This window comes from Sphingopyxis sp. C-1 (assembly GCF_001047015.1).
Lineage (GTDB): Bacteria > Pseudomonadota > Alphaproteobacteria > Sphingomonadales > Sphingomonadaceae > Sphingopyxis.
Window position 1 is genome coordinate 2566341 of the sequence record NZ_BBRO01000001.1, and the last position, 16041, is coordinate 2582381.

General features: G+C 63.4%; 12 protein-coding genes. 6 read left to right on the forward strand and 6 right to left on the reverse strand.

The features are described 5' to 3' along the window. Nucleotides 1-4: 4 nt before the first annotated feature. A complete protein-coding gene (locus tag SC1_RS12105; protein WP_083435814.1) occupies nucleotides 5-487 on the forward strand; it encodes an Lrp/AsnC family transcriptional regulator in 483 nt (160 codons plus the stop codon). 13 nt (nucleotides 488-500) lie between these two features. On the opposite strand, the gene SC1_RS12110 is transcribed toward SC1_RS12105, so the two are convergent. Continuing rightward, nucleotides 501-1256, reverse strand: a complete 756-nt coding sequence (locus SC1_RS12110) for a helix-turn-helix domain-containing protein (RefSeq protein WP_062181919.1) — start codon at nucleotides 1254-1256, stop codon at nucleotides 501-503. 176 nt (nucleotides 1257-1432) lie between these two features. On the opposite strand from SC1_RS12110, the gene SC1_RS12115 reads away from it, so the two are divergent. Genes SC1_RS12115 through SC1_RS12125 form a run of 3 tightly spaced genes read left to right on the forward strand, consistent with a single transcriptional unit; the run spans nucleotide 1433 to nucleotide 3968 of the window. Further along, on the forward strand, nucleotides 1433-2389 hold the full coding sequence (locus SC1_RS12115; RefSeq protein WP_062184053.1) for an alpha/beta hydrolase: 957 nt from the start codon (nucleotides 1433-1435) through the stop codon (nucleotides 2387-2389). Then, nucleotides 2386-2964 (forward strand): FMN-binding negative transcriptional regulator, encoded by a 579-nt coding sequence (locus tag SC1_RS12120; RefSeq protein WP_062181922.1) that lies wholly within the window; start codon nucleotides 2386-2388, stop codon nucleotides 2962-2964. Before SC1_RS12115 ends, SC1_RS12120 begins: the two co-directional genes overlap by 4 nt. After that, nucleotides 2961-3968, forward strand: coding sequence for a histone deacetylase family protein (locus SC1_RS12125; protein ID WP_062181925.1), 1008 nt, complete (start codon nucleotides 2961-2963; stop codon nucleotides 3966-3968). Before SC1_RS12120 ends, SC1_RS12125 begins: the two co-directional genes overlap by 4 nt. A 51-nt stretch (nucleotides 3969-4019) precedes the next feature. Here SC1_RS12125 and SC1_RS12130 read toward each other — a convergent pair whose 3' ends face one another. Beyond that, nucleotides 4020-6209: a TonB-dependent receptor gene (locus SC1_RS12130; RefSeq protein ID WP_062181928.1), complete on the reverse strand. Its 2190-nt coding sequence runs from the start codon at nucleotides 6207-6209 to the stop codon at nucleotides 4020-4022. 294 nt (nucleotides 6210-6503) lie between these two features. Between SC1_RS12130 and SC1_RS12135 the strand changes: the two genes are divergently transcribed. After that, on the forward strand, nucleotides 6504-8636 hold the full coding sequence (locus SC1_RS12135) for a S9 family peptidase (protein ID WP_202966797.1): 2133 nt from the start codon (nucleotides 6504-6506) through the stop codon (nucleotides 8634-8636). Here SC1_RS12135 and SC1_RS12140 read toward each other — a convergent pair. Together SC1_RS12140 and SC1_RS12145 are read right to left on the reverse strand one after the other, a co-directional pair. Continuing rightward, on the reverse strand, nucleotides 8633-9424 hold the full coding sequence (locus tag SC1_RS12140; protein WP_062181930.1) for a sulfite exporter TauE/SafE family protein: 792 nt from the start codon (nucleotides 9422-9424) through the stop codon (nucleotides 8633-8635). The genes SC1_RS12135 and SC1_RS12140 overlap by 4 nt on opposite strands. After that, on the reverse strand, nucleotides 9421-10779 hold the full coding sequence (locus SC1_RS12145; protein WP_062181933.1) for a RimK family alpha-L-glutamate ligase: 1359 nt from the start codon (nucleotides 10777-10779) through the stop codon (nucleotides 9421-9423). Before SC1_RS12145 ends, SC1_RS12140 begins: the two co-directional genes overlap by 4 nt. A gap of 204 nt (nucleotides 10780-10983) precedes the next feature. Between SC1_RS12145 and SC1_RS12150 the strand changes: the two genes are divergently transcribed. Further along, a complete protein-coding gene (locus tag SC1_RS12150) occupies nucleotides 10984-12117 on the forward strand; it encodes a diguanylate cyclase (RefSeq protein ID WP_083435816.1) in 1134 nt (377 codons plus the stop codon). A gap of 73 nt (nucleotides 12118-12190) precedes the next feature. Here SC1_RS12150 and SC1_RS12155 read toward each other — a convergent pair whose 3' ends face one another. Then, nucleotides 12191-13486, reverse strand: a complete 1296-nt coding sequence (locus SC1_RS12155; RefSeq protein ID WP_062181935.1) for a sugar MFS transporter — start codon at nucleotides 13484-13486, stop codon at nucleotides 12191-12193. Between the two features lie 47 nt (nucleotides 13487-13533). Then, nucleotides 13534-16017, reverse strand: a complete 2484-nt coding sequence (locus tag SC1_RS12160; RefSeq protein ID WP_062184059.1) for a glycoside hydrolase family 3 protein — start codon at nucleotides 16015-16017, stop codon at nucleotides 13534-13536. Nucleotides 16018-16041: the final 24 nt, after the last annotated feature.

Here is a 16041-nt window from a genome sequence, read left to right on the forward strand (position 1 = left end):
ACGCATGGACAAGCTGGACTGGAAGATCATTGCTGAACTCGAACGCGACGGTCGGCAATCCTACGCCGACCTGGGCGAGCAGATCGGCCTGTCAAAATCGCCCTGCTGGTCGCGGGTCAAGAATCTCGAAGAGAGCGGCGTGATCGAGGGCTATGCCGCGCGGGTCGATCCGATCGCGATCGGACTCGCGGTTCAAAGTTTCGTCGAGGTACAGATCCGCTTCGACGCGCACATCGAGTTCGAAGCGGCGGTACTCGCGCACCCTGCCGTCGTCGAATGCCACACGACTGCGGGCGAGAGCGACTATCTGCTCAAGATATTCGCGCGCTCGGCGGACCATCTCGACGAATTGCTGCGTCACAATCTGTCGAAGCTTCCCGGTGTCCAGCGGTTAAAGACGGTCGTCTGCCTCAAGACGATCAAACGGCATGGGCACCTTGCCGAGTGGGCGCGAACGACCGAGAAGCGTGCCCCCCTGTCCTCCTGACGCCGGAGCGGCGTCAGTGTTTCAGATACTGGCTCGGCGGCACGCCAAAGGCGCGGCGGAACATCGCGGCGAACCCGCTGGGGCTGTCATAGCCGACGTCATAGGTGACCTGCGTGATCGACGCGCCCGCGGCGAGCATCGACAAGGCCTCCATCAGGCGGACCTGCTGCCGCCAGACGGCAAGCCCCATTCCCGTTTCCTGCTTGAAACTGCGCGTGAAAGTGCGCCGCCCCATCGCCGCGAGCGCGGCCCAATCGTCGATGTCGCGCGGGTCCGACGGGTCGGCGATGATCGCGTTGCAAACGCGAAGAAGGCGCGGGTTCGACGGCATCGAAACCTGATAGGGCGCGTTCGGCATGCGGCCGATTTCGTCGAGCAGCAGGCCGATAATCCGCCCCTCGCGCCCATCGACGTCATAGAGTGCGGGGAAATCGACAACCTCGAGGATCAACGACTTCACCAGGTTGGACACTTCAAAGACGCGGCACTCGTGCCCGGTCTCGCCGCTGCACGGCAGGTAAAGCGTGCGAAGCGACACCGGGCCGCGGCACGCGACTTCGTGCCTTGTTCCCGCGGGCAGCCATACCGCGCGCTGCGGCGGGATCACAAAGCTGGTTTCGGGCGTACGGACCGACATGACTCCGGCCGAGGCATAGAGGATCTGAATATGGTCGTGGCTGTGCATTGGATCGACGAAGCCCGCAGGATATTCATCCTGCAGCGCAATGACCGGACGGTCGTTCGTCAGAACATCGACACTATGCTTCATGGCCCAATTCTCGCAAGCCTTAGTCAAATGTACAATATAGGCCGCGCGTGCCCCTGACCAGCGGCGATGCGTCCACTGGCCTGTCCGGCGCGGTGATTGGCCCGAACGTGCGATAGATGCGTGTGCGTAGCAGCTATCAGGCGATCAAGGATCGTTTCGAGAAGGATTTGCGAAATATGTCAAAGGGCCTGGATGCCATGCAGAACGACATGGCCGACCCCGATATCCGGCGCTTTGTCGACGCGATCAACGCCGCTTATGCAGAGCATGGCGCGCCCGAAGGCGCGAGCATGGCCGCGCGGCGCGCCGTCGCCGAACGCGTCCGCAAACCATGGCGTGAGGGTGGCCCGATAATGGCGGAGCGTCGCGAAATCGACATGGGCGGCGTCCGCCTGCGGCTTCACCGGCCGGTCGCCGACGTGAAGTTGCCCGTCATGCTTTATATTCATGGCGGCGGCTGGACATTGTTCAGCATCGACACGCACGACCGGCTGATGCGCGAATATGCCGCGCGCGCGGGCATCGCGGTGCTCGGCATCGATTACAGCCTGTCGCCCGAGAGCAAGTTCCCGGTCGCGCTCGAAGAATGCGCGGCGGCGCTCGACTGGATCGCGGCCCAGGCGGACGCGCTGAACCTCGATGCCGGGCGCGTCCTGATCGGCGGCGACTCCGCCGGCGCCAACCTGTCGGCCGCGACCTGCCTTTTGCAGCGCCAGCGCGGGCGCCCGCTCCCGATCGCCATGCTGCTCAACTATGGCGCCTTCGCCCCCGAACATACCCCCAGCTACGCGCGCTTCGGCGCAGGGGACTATTCGTTGGAAGCCGACGAGATGGACATATTCTGGGCCAACTACATCGACACGCCCGACCAGCTCGCCGATCCGCTCGTCGCCCCGCTGCGCGCCGATCTGTCGGGCATGCCTCCGTCCTTCCTCGCCATTGCCGACTGCGACATCCTCGCCGACTGCAACGACGCCTTCGCAAGCAAACTTGAAGCCGCCGGCGTGCCGACGCGCGCCGTCACCTATCGCGGCGCCACGCACAGCTTTCTGGAAGCCGCATCGATCGCCCCGCTCGCGGGCCGCGCGCTCGACGAGCAGGCCGCCTGGATCCGTGATATCGTCGGGGCATGACAAGCCTCTACTCCCCGCGCGGCGCTGCCGACATCGCGCAGTTGGTCGCCGACTACCCGCTCGCCTGGCTCGTCTCGCGCGATTTCCACGCGAGCCCGCTGCCGCTGATCGCCGAGACTGACGACAGCGGCGCGGTCGTCGCGCTCTTCGGCCATTGCGCGCGCCGCAATCCGCTCGTCGCCGATTTTACCGCCGATCCGCGCGGGCTGATCCTCTTCAACGGGCCCGCCGGCTACGTGCCGACGAATTTGCTGTCGAAACCCGACTGGGCGCCGACCTGGAATTATGCGGTGCTGCGCTTCACCGTCGACATCGAGTTCGTCGAGGGCGAAACGAGCACTGCAATCGAGCGGCTCGTCGAAAAGCTGGAGGATGGCGCCTGGTCGACAGCGAGCCTTGGCGGACGCTATGAGACGATGCTCGACCAGATCATCGCCTTTCGCGCTCACGTCCGTTCGGCGGAGCACAGCTTCAAGCTGGGTCAGGATGAAAGCCCGCAGGGCTTTGGTGAAATCGTCGCAGGTCACGCCGACCGGACGCTGGTGGAATGGATGGAAGGACAGGCCCGGACGTGAAGCTTTTCTTCGATGATCGTCAGACCGCCCACGCACCGCTGCGCGAACTGCACAACGGCGACTGGGTGCCCTATGCCGAGAATGTCGAACGGCCGCGCTCGATCGTCGAACAATTCGCCGACTGGAACCCTGTTCGCGATTTCGGCATGGCACCGCTGCTTGCGGTGCATGACGCCGATTATCTCGCCTTCCTCGAACGCGCGCATCGCGACTGGCTCGCCGCCGGACGCAATGGCGACGCCATCGGCTACACCTTCCCGATCCGGCGCCGGCGTCCACTGGGCTTCGGGCGCATCGACGCCGATCTCGGCGCCTACAGCTATGACGCCGGAACGCCGATTGCGGCGGGCACGTGGGAATCGGCCTATTGGTCGGCGCAGGGCGCGCTCACCGCGCTCGATCATCTCGCGACCAGCGGCGATGCTCATGCCTTTGCGCTGTGCCGTCCGCCGGGCCATCATGCCGGGCGCGACTATATGGGCGGCTATTGCTACCTCAACAACGCGGCGATCGCCGCGCGCGAGGCGCATAATCGGGGGCTGGGGCCGGTCGCGATCCTCGACATCGACTATCATCACGGCAATGGCACGCAGGACATCTTCTACGAAGATCCCAGCATCTTCTTCGCCTCGATCCACGCCGACCCGCGCACCGACTATCCCTTCTATTGGGGCCACGCCGACGAAATAGGCGACAACGAAGGCCATGGCACCACCCAAAACCACCCCCTCCCCCGCGGCACCGACGGGCACAGCTATGCTCCCGCACTCGACACCGCGCTGGCGGCGATTTCGAATTGGGGGGCGAAGTTCCTCGTCCTGTCGTTCGGAGCCGATACGCACAGCAGCGACCCGATTTCGAGTTTCGCGCTCGAGCGTGAGGATTATGTCGGGCTGGCGGGGCGTATCTCAGCCCTTGGTATTCCGACGCTGATCGTGATGGAAGGCGGCTATGCCGTCGGCGATCTCGGCAAGAACGTCGCCGCTTTCCTCTCAGGTTTCTGAAGACAAAAAAGGCCGCCCCGCTCGACCGAGCAGGGCGGCCCTTTCTCATTCTCAGTTCAGGCTAAACCTTACGCTCGCACCGATCGTGCGCGGACGGGCGACCGATCCCGCGAACGAGAAAGGCGCGTTCAAGATGCCATACTGGTTAAACAGATTTTTCGCGAACAGGCCGAGTTCTATCCGGTCGCTCACCGTCACCGAGGCATTGAGGTCGATGACGTGGAAATCGCCCTTTTCCAGCGTCGCGCCGAACGCCACCGGGGCGCTCGACATATAACGGTGCGACAGGCCGATCCGCGGCTTCAGCGGCGAATCGGGGAGGGTCAGATCGACCGAGTTCGACAGAATCCATTCAGATGCACCGGGCAACCGCGATCCCTTGGCATAACCGCCGCCGGGCGCGAAGCTGTCGGGCAACAGCGACGACAGCCGCGCATCATTGTACGAGACGTTCGAAGTGAAGGTCAGGCCGCGCGTCGGGCGCATCGTCAGGCTCAGTTCGACCCCGTCGATGTTCGCCCCGGCGCCATTCACGGTATAGGCGCGGATATCGGGCGTGAAGAGGCGTGCCTGGATATTGCCCCAATCGATGTGATAGGCGGTGAGATCGACCGACAGCGTGCCGTCGATCAGGTCGAAGCGCGTGCCGACTTCATAGTTTTTGGTCGTGTCGCTGCCGAACGACTGCGGCAGGTCGGGATAGGGCAATGCGAAGACATTGAGCCCGCCGATACGGAAGCCCTCCGAATAGAGCGCATAGACCATGAAGTCGTCGTTCGGCTTGTAAGTCAGCGACGCCTTGGGAATGAAGTCGGACTGCTTGTCCGCCGCCGGCGCATAGTCGAACGCCGGGACAAGATCGATATTCGGCGCCAGAGTCGCCTCCGCCCGTGTGCGATATTCGAACAGGCGGCCACCGAGGGTCAGCGTCAGCTGGTCGATGATGTCATAGCTGATTTCACCGAAAATCGCCTTTTCGGTAACATGGTTGCGATAGGTCGAGCGGCTGGTGAAATCTTCGGGCGTGATCACGCTGCTCGGCTGGCCGCCGAACTCGCCGGGGTTCGCATCGACATAATCGGCGATGCCTTCCAACCGCAGCCGATCGTTGCCATAGCCCTTCAGGCGCGTGTAATTGGCGCCAAGGAGCCAGCGGAAACGGCCGCCATCGGGCGAGGCGAGACGGACCTCGGCATAGCGAGTGTTCGAATTGCCGAAGCCGATGCCAACAAGCGGCGTCCCGGTACGCGGATCAAAGGCGCCGAGACCATAATCGAACAGCGAGCTAGCCTTTTTCTTCGTGTAGCTGCCGACCGCGGTCAGCGTCGCAAACCCCAGATCCTGCTCGACGCGCAGGCTGTGCATCTGGAAATCGCTGTCCTGATACTCGCGCTCGGTATTCGGCCGCGTATAGTTGCGGGTGCCCGGGATGATGAAGACATAGGTCTGATCGTCGAGATCATATTCCTGATACATGCTGAGCGCTGAAATGCGCGTCGTCTCGGTCGGAGTGAAGACGATCGACCCGCGCAGGCCTCGAACCCGCAAATCGTTGCTGCCCTTGTCGCCGATGCCGGGGCTGTTCAGATAGCCGGCGTCGACGCGCTGGAGCGCGACGAGGCGCACCGCGAGCTTGTCCGTCACCAGCGGGGCATTGACCATTCCCTTCACCGCATAGCTCGCCTCGCCCGCGCGCTTGGTGGTCGACACCATGCCTTCGAAACCTGCGTCGAATTTCGACGGGTCGGCCTCATTCACGACATAATTGATCGCGCCGCCGAGCGACGAGGATCCGAACAATGTACCCTGCGGTCCGCGCAGCACCTCGACGCGGCTGATGTCGAATGCGTCGATGTCGGGAATGACGAGCGGGAAGCCCGGTTCGCCGAGCGGCAGTTCGTTGAGATAATAGCCCGTCGTCGCCTGGTTCGCTTCATGATAGGTGGTCGAGGCGATGCCGCGGATCACGACTTCGGAATTGCCCGGCTGATAGTCGTTGAACACGACGCCCGGGACGCGGGTGATATAGTCGGAGAGGCTTTGGGCGTTGAGCTTTTGCAGCGTCGCTTCGCTGACCGCCGACACCGAACCGCTGACATCGCGAACCGACTGTTCGCGCTTCGCCGCGGTGACGACGATTTCATTGTCGTCGACCTCCTGCGCCAACGCGCCCGATGCCTGACCCAACGCCAGGATCGAGATGCCACATGCGGCGACCCGCCTGATCGATGCAAAGCCCATTTTTGCCTCCCTATTTTGATATTGCCTATTGGTAGGAAAATCCGATGCTCAAGCTATCATGCGAAGCTGGCGTGTCGGCGATGGTCGGGCCATATTCCAGTTGGATCGGGCCAGCGCGTTCGCGCAAGAAACCGCCGTTTAGCGGGAAGCTGAGACCAAATTGCCCGATCGGTGGATTGGGCGGCCTGATCGGCGCAGTAAGCCAATCGCCGCGACATACACTGGACGCGACATCCCCACCGGGCGAGAGAGGGTCGCATGCAAGACATCGAGAACAAGAGCCGGAGAATGTTCATGAGCAGCGTCGCGCTCGCGGCACTCCTGCTTGGAAATCGCGCGAGTTGGGCGACAGATAACGGGACTACCCCACGCTGGCCAAAGATAGCGCCACCGCGATCGCCGCGTATCTCGCATGTGATCGAGCAACTCGGCCGCACGCGCGACGACGCCTATAGCTGGATGAAATTCATTCCCGCTGCGGGAGAGCGCACGCGTGCAAATCTGCCCGAAGCGGTCGGCACGATGTTGAAGGCCGAGAACGACTATGCCGATGCGATCCTTGCGCCGCTAACCGGCGAACGCGCAAAACTGCTCGACGCGATGCTCGCACGCGCGTCGGGTGACATGGCGGCCCCGGCGCTCGAACGCGACGGCTGGGATTATGGATCGGTGCGCCCCGCCGGGGCGGCCCATGCGATCTACACGCGCAGCCGGAAGGGCGGAAAACCGGAGCAACTGATCGACGAGGCAGCGCGCGCGGAAGGCCAACCCTATTTCCGCAGTACGGGGCACCAGCCGAGCCCCGACCATCGCTATTTCGCCTGGGCCGAAGATGTCATCGGCAACGACCGCCACCGTATCTGTATCCGCGACAATCTGACCGGCGAGGTGCGCACGATCGTCGACAAGGATGCCTATGGCTATGGCGGGCTCGCCTTCGCGCCCTCTTCGCTTTGGCTGTTCTGGATATGGCGCGACGCGCGTAACCGTCCAACGCGCCTCTACCGCACTTCGGTCGACGGCAAGGTGACCGACCTTGTCTATGAGGAAAAGGATCCTGCGATCTTCATGCAGGTGAAGCGCACGGCGGCCGACGGCTTCGTCGCGTTGACCCTCGCCGGTCCCGAGACCGCCGAAGTCCGGCTGGTATCCGCCACCGACGAAACCGCCGCTCCGATCATAGTCTGGCCCCGCAAGGCCGGGGTTCTCTATGACATCGAAGAGTGGAACGGCGGTCTGATCGCGCTGACCGACATCGACGGCGCATTCGACATGACGCTGGTGCGATTGGACCCGAGCGATTTCCACACCGCGGCGACGCTCGTGCCACACCGCGCGGGAACACCGATTCTGCAAATCCAGCCTTTCAAGCGCGCGCTGGTGCGGCTCGAACGTGTCGACGGCCTCCACCGGCTTGTGATCCTTCGCCCCGACGGCTCCGAACAGGCGATCGGCTTCGACGATCCCGCCTATGCGATCGAGCTCCCGCCCGAGCAAAGCTATGCCGCCTCATCAGTGATGATCGTCCACCAATCACCCAAATCGCCGCGGCGCTGGATTCGCGTCGACCTTGCGAGCGGCAAACAGACCATCCTGCAGCAACAGAAGGTGACAAACTTCGACCCCGGCGATTATGAGGTCGAGCGCCTGTTCGCCCCTGCCCCCGATGGCGAAATGGTGCCGATCACGCTGCTTTCGCGCCGCGGCGCACCAAAGGACGGCAAGGCACCGCTGCTGCAATATGGCTATGGCTCCTATGGCGTGCCGAGCGATCCCGAATTTTCGATTCCCGCACTCGCGCTTGTCGATCGCGGCTGGCGCTATGCGATCGCGCATGTGCGCGGTGGATCCGAAAAAGGGCGCCAATGGTTTCTCGGCGGGCGAAAGTTCACTAAGCGCAACAGCTTCACCGACTTCATCGCCTGCGCCGAATATCTTGCCGCCGAGAACTATACCGCAAAGGGCAAAGTCGTCGCCTATGGCCTGTCGGCGGGCGGGCTGCTTGTTGGCGCCAGCATGAATATCGCGCCGACCCTGTGGGGCGGCGTGATCGCACAAGTGCCGTTCGTCGACATGCTCAACACGATGAGCGATGGCGCGCATCCGCTCGTGCCGCTGTTCCGTCCCGACTGGGGCGACCCGCTCGCCGACCCAAAGGCCTATGACTATATCGCCTCGATCTCACCCTATGAGAATGTCCAGGCGGCCGCCTATCCGCCGCTGCTCTGCACCGCGGGCCTGAAGGACGATCGCGTCGCCTATTGGGAGCCCGCCAAGTTGGTCGCCGAGGTCCGGCGACGTTCGACGAGCGGAAATCCTGCGCTGCTTCACACCGATATGGATAGCGGGCATCAGGGCAGCGCCGACCTTGCCAGCGAATATGGACAGAAGGCGCTGTTCTGGGCCTTCGCCATACGCTGCGTCTAAAAGCCCCGAAAAGACGGCACCGGCGCAAACATCAATGCGATAAAGCCATAGGCGCTTGCGAGCAGCAGTAGCACGCCCGCGCCGCCGACCAGCCAGTCGGCGCGCAGCCGGCGAACGAGCCAAGCGCCAATCGGCGCGGCAATCACGCCCCCGATTAGCAGGCCGATCGCCGCCGTGCTGAAGCTTTGCCAGCCCATCGTACCGATGAAGCCGGCTGCGATCGTGACAGTGACGAAAAATTCAGATGCGTTGACCGTGCCGATCACGGTTCGCGGCTCGGCGCCCTGCGCGAGCAAGTTCGCGCTGACGATCGGGCCCCAGCCGCCTCCGCCCGACCCGTCAGCAATCCCGCCGACAAGCCCGAGCGGCCCCACAAGTTTCAAGCTGCGATAGGTTTGCGGTCGCCGCGCCCCGCGCCAGAGCAAATAGATACCGACGGCGCCGAGATAGGCGAGCACGACCGGTCGCGCGATGCTGTTGTCGATATTGGTCAATATCCACACGCCGATCAGCCCGCCAACGATGCCCGGGACCACGAGCCGGCGGAACAGCCGCCAGTCGACATTGCGCTGCATCGCATGCGCGAGCCCCGACACGCCGCCGGTAAAGCTTTCGGCAACATGCACCGCTGCCGACGCGGATACCGGCGGCAATCCGAGCACGAGCAGCAACGCAGTCCCGATGACGCCGAACGCCATGCCAAGAGCGCTGTCGATCAGTTGCGCGGCAAAGCCGATCAGGATGAACGGCAGTAACGCCCAGAGCGTCAGCCCGTCGAATATCGTCATTGCGCGGCTTTCCGTGCGTGGGTCGGTCTGGGCTTGCGGCGCGTCAGCAGGAACACGGCGGGGAAGCCCAGAGCAATCAGCGACAATGCGCCCGCAAAAATCGGCTCTCCTCCAGCCAGCCAGGGCAACACCGCCGCCCAGATCGACACGCCAAGCACGGTCAGCAGCGTCTGTTCCTGATCGATATCGGTGTCGACGCCGAGCGGCACGCCCCGCGCGTCGGCGCGCAGCGCTTCAAGGCGCCGCGCGACGGGGCTGTGCGGCGCGGCACGGCTCCCCGGCGTCAACGAAGAGATGACCGACCCGAGCCCTGCCCCGACCAACCGCACACCCACCGCACGAGCGAAGGCGCGCGGCTCCTCAAGCCGGTCGCCGATCGACCGCAGGCTGAGCCGGCCGCCGAAAACGAGGTCGATCAGGGCGTCGCCCGTCAATGCTTTGATCGGGCGTGCTTCGACAGCGTGGCTCGCCTCGATCCAGTCGAAGATCGCGTTTGGAACATCGATGCTGCACGCGCGCTCCAGGCCTTGGAAACCAGGCGCGCTATTCGCTTCACAGATCCGGTAACCTTCTTCGTCGAACAATATGTCGATCCCGGCAACTTCCAGCCCCAGCGTATCAGCGGCGCGCGCCGCCAGATCCGCCATCTCGCCGGTCGGCGTATACGCGATACCGACACCGCCAAGCGACACGTTCGATTTAAAATGGCCCGCGGGGGAGCGCCGCTCCATCGCGGCGATCACGCGACCACCGATCACGAGCACGCGAACATCACGCCCGTGGCTGGACCGCACATAGTGCTGGAACAGGAAATCCGCCTTGGCATCCGCGCTTTCGAGCAGCCCGGCGAGATCCTCGAACTGGCTGCGATCCTCGCATTTGAGTACGCCGGTGCCGCGCGTCCCGCGCAGCGTCTTGACGATCAGCGGAAAGCCCAGCTCCTCCTCGACGACATCGACCCCGATCGGGAATTTACCCAGAATGGTCGCGGGAATCGGCAGCCCGGCACGCGCAAGCCGCTGCATCGTGTGGAGCTTGTCGGCAACAAGGTCGATCGCCTCGGGACCGTTGATCAGGCGCACGCCACGACGCTCAAAATGGCGGAGCACCGCGAGCGTAAAATAATCGGTCTCGGCACCCGTCCTGCACAGGATGAAATCGGGCCGCTCGAGCGAATGGCCTTCATAATGCACCGACCAACCCTCGACCGGAGCCGCGACGATATCGAAATTATGCGGTTTCAGGACGTGCAGTTCGACCCCGCGCGCGGCCGCAGCTTCCTGAAAGCGCAGGATTTCGGGGACCTCCGGCAAAGCGGGATCGAGATCGCGCGCGAAGAAAATCCAGCCCAGCAAAGGTTGCTCCTCGATATTGGCTCTGCTCAGTGCCAGAAAATGTGCCGCTCGCGCAATCGTTCCTGCGCGCCCGCACGTTAAGCCGCTGTTTTGACACGTCGATTGCGTCCCGCTTTAACAGACGGCAACAATTCGACCCGAAAATCCTGCCGCGGCAAGGTGAATCGGCCTTAAACCTGCACTATTTCGCTCGTTAAAGCTCGCATGACCACTAAAGCGACAGCATCGAACGAGCCGGTAGGACGGCTCCTGGGTTGGCTGGGGCTCCGCAATGCACGCGGCGACACCCCCGACGGAGGCCAGGCGCCACCCGGCGGCGGCGCCCGCGATCTTGCGCGCGAGGCGCGTTACGAACTCGCGGCTTCGATCACTTCGTTCCTCGTCGACAATGATCTCGATGTCTCGCCGGCGAACCTGCTGCTTGCCCATGCTGCCTTTTCGGGTCGCAACCCGCGACTGGCACGGCAGATCGTCGCGCAGGCACAGACGCCCGATGGGATCAGCCAGAAATGGCTCAACGAACTCGACGAACAGGAAAGCAGCCAGCCCGATCGCGTCGAGCTCGACCAGTTGATGACCCGGCTCGAAAATAATATCGAGGCGTTCCAGGCGAATACGAAGGAAGCCCGAAGCGCCACCACCGACTATGGCACCGAGCTCGAACAGCATGTCGTCGATCTCGAACAACTCCAGAAGACGGGCCGCATTGTCTCGAGCCTCGCCGACCTTGCCAAGGTCATGCTCGAACGCACGCGCAAGGCCGAGGACGACATGCGCAAGAGCGAGGACGAAGCAAAGGCGCTGCGCCGCAGCCTCGACCGCGCCAAGCGCGACGCCGAACTCGACTATCTGACCGGCCTGCCCAACCGCCGCGCATTCGAAGCGTTGCTCGACCGGCATTACAAGGAAGCGCGCGCAGCGGTCGAACCGCTGAGCATCGCCTTTTGCGACATCGACGAGTTCAAGAAGGTCAATGATATCCACGGCCACGAGGCCGGCGACCGCGTCATCAAGGCGATTGCCGACACGCTGGCGCGGATTTCAAACGATCATTGCCACGTCGCCCGCCATGGTGGCGAGGAATTCGTCATGCTGTTCCGCGGCCTGACGCCGACACAGGCGGCCGAAAAGCTCGACGACGCGCGCGAAGCTCTCGCCGACCGGCGTCTGATCAACCGCAAGACCGACGAGCCATTTGGCCAGATCACCTTCTCCGGTGGCGTGGCGGATGTCTTTGGCTATGGCGACACACGCGCCGCGCTCAAGGCCGCCGATGCGGCGCTCTATCAAGCGAAGGCCAACGGACGAAACCGGATCGAAGTCGCCGGTTCGGCCTGAATTCCTATTCCCGCGGGGGGCGGGAGGTCGCGGGCGATCGCGCACCAGAGCGCGATCGCCCGCGGTTTCATAGTCAGGCCACAGGGCGACGCGCATAGACGCCGAAACCCGCGATAACCGCATAACAGAGCGCCGGCAGCAGCAGCGCCGTCGCGAGGCTGCCCGTAACGTCGGCCAGCGCGCCGGTCGCGAGCGGCACGACCGCGCCGCCGAAGATCGCGACATTGATGATCCCCGACCCGTCGGCCGCGCGGCTGCCGAGCTTTTCGGACGCGAGGCTGAAGATCGTTGGGAACATGATCGCGTTCATCAGGCCGATCGCGAGCAGGCTATAGCCCGAGACGACGCCATTCGTGTTGGTCGAGATCAGGATCAGCGCAATCGCGCCAACCGCGACGCACGCCAGAAGCTTGCCAGGACTGACCACGCGCATCAGGCCCGAACCGATGAAGCGGCCGATCATCGCGCCGCCCCAATACAGGCCGATCAGCTTGCCCGCAGCTTGTTCGGCGAGTCCCATGACGCCCGGCTGCATCAGATAGTTGACGATCAGCGAACCGATCGACACTTCGGCGCCGACATAGAGGAAGATGCACAGCGCGCCGAAACCAAAGCGCGGACGCTTCAGCAGGTCGAACCCGGCGAGGCCAGCACTCGCCTCATGTTTTTCACCCTGCAGCCGGTTGCGGAACATCCACACCGCGCCAGCAACCACCAGCAGCGCAACCGCGATGCCGAGATAGCCGTGGACGATCGCCTGGCTCTCGGCGGTGCGATAGGCGTCGAGCTCGGCGCCCGACAGATCTTCGGCCTTCATCGTCGCAAGGCTGCCGAGGATCAGGACCGAACCCGCGATCGGAAAGATCGTCGTGCCGAGCGAGTTGAACGCCTGTGCGAAAGTCAGCCGGCTGTGCGCAGTCTCGGGTTTTCCGAGCAGCGAAATCAGCGGATTGGCAACGACCTGCACGATCACCACCCCGCTCGCGAGGACGAACAGTGCAAACAGGAATAGGCCGTAAACGGCATTTTGCGACGCCGGAATGAACAGCAGGCAGCCGACCATCATCGTCAGCAAGCCCGCCACCGCGCCGCGCATATAACCGATCTTCTTGACCAGCTTCGCGCCCGGAATACCGATCACCAAATAGGCGGTGAAGAAGCAGAACTGCACCAGCATCGCCTGCGTGTAATTGAGCGTGAACAGTTCCTTGAGTTTGGGAATGATCACATCGTTCAGGCTGGTGATGCCACCGAAAATGAAGAACAGCCCCATGACGAACAGCCGTAGTTCGGGCGCATCGACATGCGCGCCCTGCCCATCGCCGGCGCGCGTATCACCGCCCGGCGTTAAATCTGGCGCTAGTGCCATTTCTCTCTCCCCGACCTTATCTCAGGCTAACCCAGCTACAGGTCTTGTCACTTTACCGCTGGCGGGCAAGGCAGATTCTCGCCAACCGCCTCGACATTCGTATTCAGCAGCGTCGCGGCGAAGCCCTTGTCGCTCTGGATCGACACGGCATAATCGACTTGCCGCAGATTGGCGCCCGCATCGGCGAAACAGCGGAGCGGCACCTTGATCGTCGACACCTGCCCCTTGGGCGCTGCCTTGACCAGGGCCGAAATGTCGAACGCCTTGCCACCCAGCGCGAGACTTACCGGCGCACTGCCGATTGCATCGACCCGCCATTCGACGCGCAGCGCGAAGCTGTTGTTGAGCTGGCGCGACAGGTCGGCATAGGGGCCGCTGAGATGCAGTGCGGCAGGGCCGGTCCAGACGAAGGATTTGCCATCCTCTTGCGCGCGAACGTCAACCGAACGCGCGGCGATCAGGCCGCCGGGGCTAGAAACCGGCCCGGACTCGACCGGCCGAGCGCCGCCCGCGTCGGTGACCGTCAACACCCAAGGCGCGCGCGCTCGGCCGCCGGAGAAGAAATTCTCGACGTTAAGCGCCGCGGTGATGTCGACTCCCAACTCTTCGGATAGCTGCGGAACCGTCGTGTTTGCGCCATATTTCAGACCATAACCAACGGCGAACTGCGGCTTTTCGACGGGCGATCGCGCATCGGCGGGCCAGGCAAAGGGCAGCGTTCCGGTGAAGGCGCGCGGCGTCTTGCCGTCCTTGCCCGCGACGAGCACGTCGGCGACGCCCGCGCCCTGCGATCCCGGTAACCAACCTGCGACGAACGCATCGGCGGCGTTGATTTCCGGGTTGGTGAACATCGGGCGTCCCGACAGGAACAGCGCGACCACTGGAATGCCCGCCGCCTTCAGCTTCTTGAGCGTCGCGAGATCGGTCGCTTCCGACGGCTGATAGTCGAGCGTCGCCACATCGCCCTGGAATTCGGCATAGGGCGCCTCGCCAAACACGACGATCGCGACGTCGGGCTTTTCCTTGTACACGCCACCTTCGGACAATGTCGCGACACCGCCCGCATCACGAACCGACTTGTTCAGCGCTTCCCAGATCGTCTGACCATTGGGGAAGTCGGCGTGGGTGACATCGGTCCCCTGCCAACTGATGGTCCAGCCGCCGGACTGGATGGCCATGCTGTCCGCCGCGGGACCAGTGACGAGCACGCGCGCGCCCGGCTTGATCGGCAGCACGCTACCATTATTCTTTAGCAAAACGAGGGATTTGGCGACCGCTTCGCGCGCGACCGCCAGATGCTCCGGCGTGCCGACAGCTTTCACTACGCTGCGATCGACATGGCCTTCGGGGAACAGCCCAAGCTTATATTTGACGCGCAGGATGCGGCGCACCGCATCGTCGAGCCGCGCCGCCGATATCGTGCCATCCTTCGCATGTTTCAGCGTGCTTTCGTACAGCCCCTTCCAACTGTCCGGCGCCATGAACATGTCGAGCCCGGCGTTGATCGACTGCGCGCAATCGGTGACACTGCACCCGGCCACCTGCCCATGCCCGTTCCAGTCGCCGACGACGAAACCGGCAAAGCCCATCTTGTCCTTTAGCGCGTCAGTGAGCAGCCCCTTGTTGCCGTGGTGCTTGACACCCTGCCAGCTTGAGAAGCTGGCCATCACGGTCAGCGCGCCAGCATCGATCGCGGCAGGATAACCCATCGCATGTTTCGCGATCAGTTCCTTTTCGTCGACCTTGGCGTCGCCCTGATCCTTGCCCTCGAACGTCCCGCCGTCGGCGAGGAAATGTTTGGCGGTCGCGGCAACATGTTGCGGACCGACCGTCCTGCCCGCGACCAGTGGTCCTTGCAGACCAATCACCATCGCCTTCGCATATTCGGCGATCAGCTTCGGGTCGGAGGCATAGCCTTCATAGCTGCGGCCCCAGCGCAGATCCTGCGGCACGGCAAGCGTCGGAGCAAAGGTCCATTCGATACCGCTGCCCGCAATTTCGGCGGCGGTGACCGCGCCGATACGCTGGATCAGTTCGGGATCGCGCGCGGCGCCGAGGCCGATATTGTGCGGAAACAGCGTCGCGCCGGGGACATTGTTGTGCCCGTGCACCGCATCCACGCCAAAGATGATCGGAATCGCGACGCCATTCGCCTGCGGGCGCATCGACACCGCGCGAAAATCGCCGACCAGCTTCGCCCAGTCAGCCGCGGTCGAACGTTCATTGCCATTAGGACCGCTGTTACCGCCAGCAAGGATGGAGCCCAGGGGATAAGTTTCAAGATCCTTGGGTGTGATCGTGCTGATATCGGCCTGCACCAATTGGCCGACCTTCTGCTCGACCGTCATCTTTTTGATCAGTGCGTCGATCCGCGCTTCCGTCTTGGCGTCGGAGATCGCGGCAGGGCTTTTCGCGGCGGGCCATAGTTCGGGATGGACCTTGGCCGCTTCCTTGTCCGTGGTTTGTGCGGTTGCGGCTGCCGTTCCTGCCAGAAGCAGCGCGGTCGCCATGACCATTGCCTGTCGGCGCATCGTCTCTCCCATTCTTCGTATGTG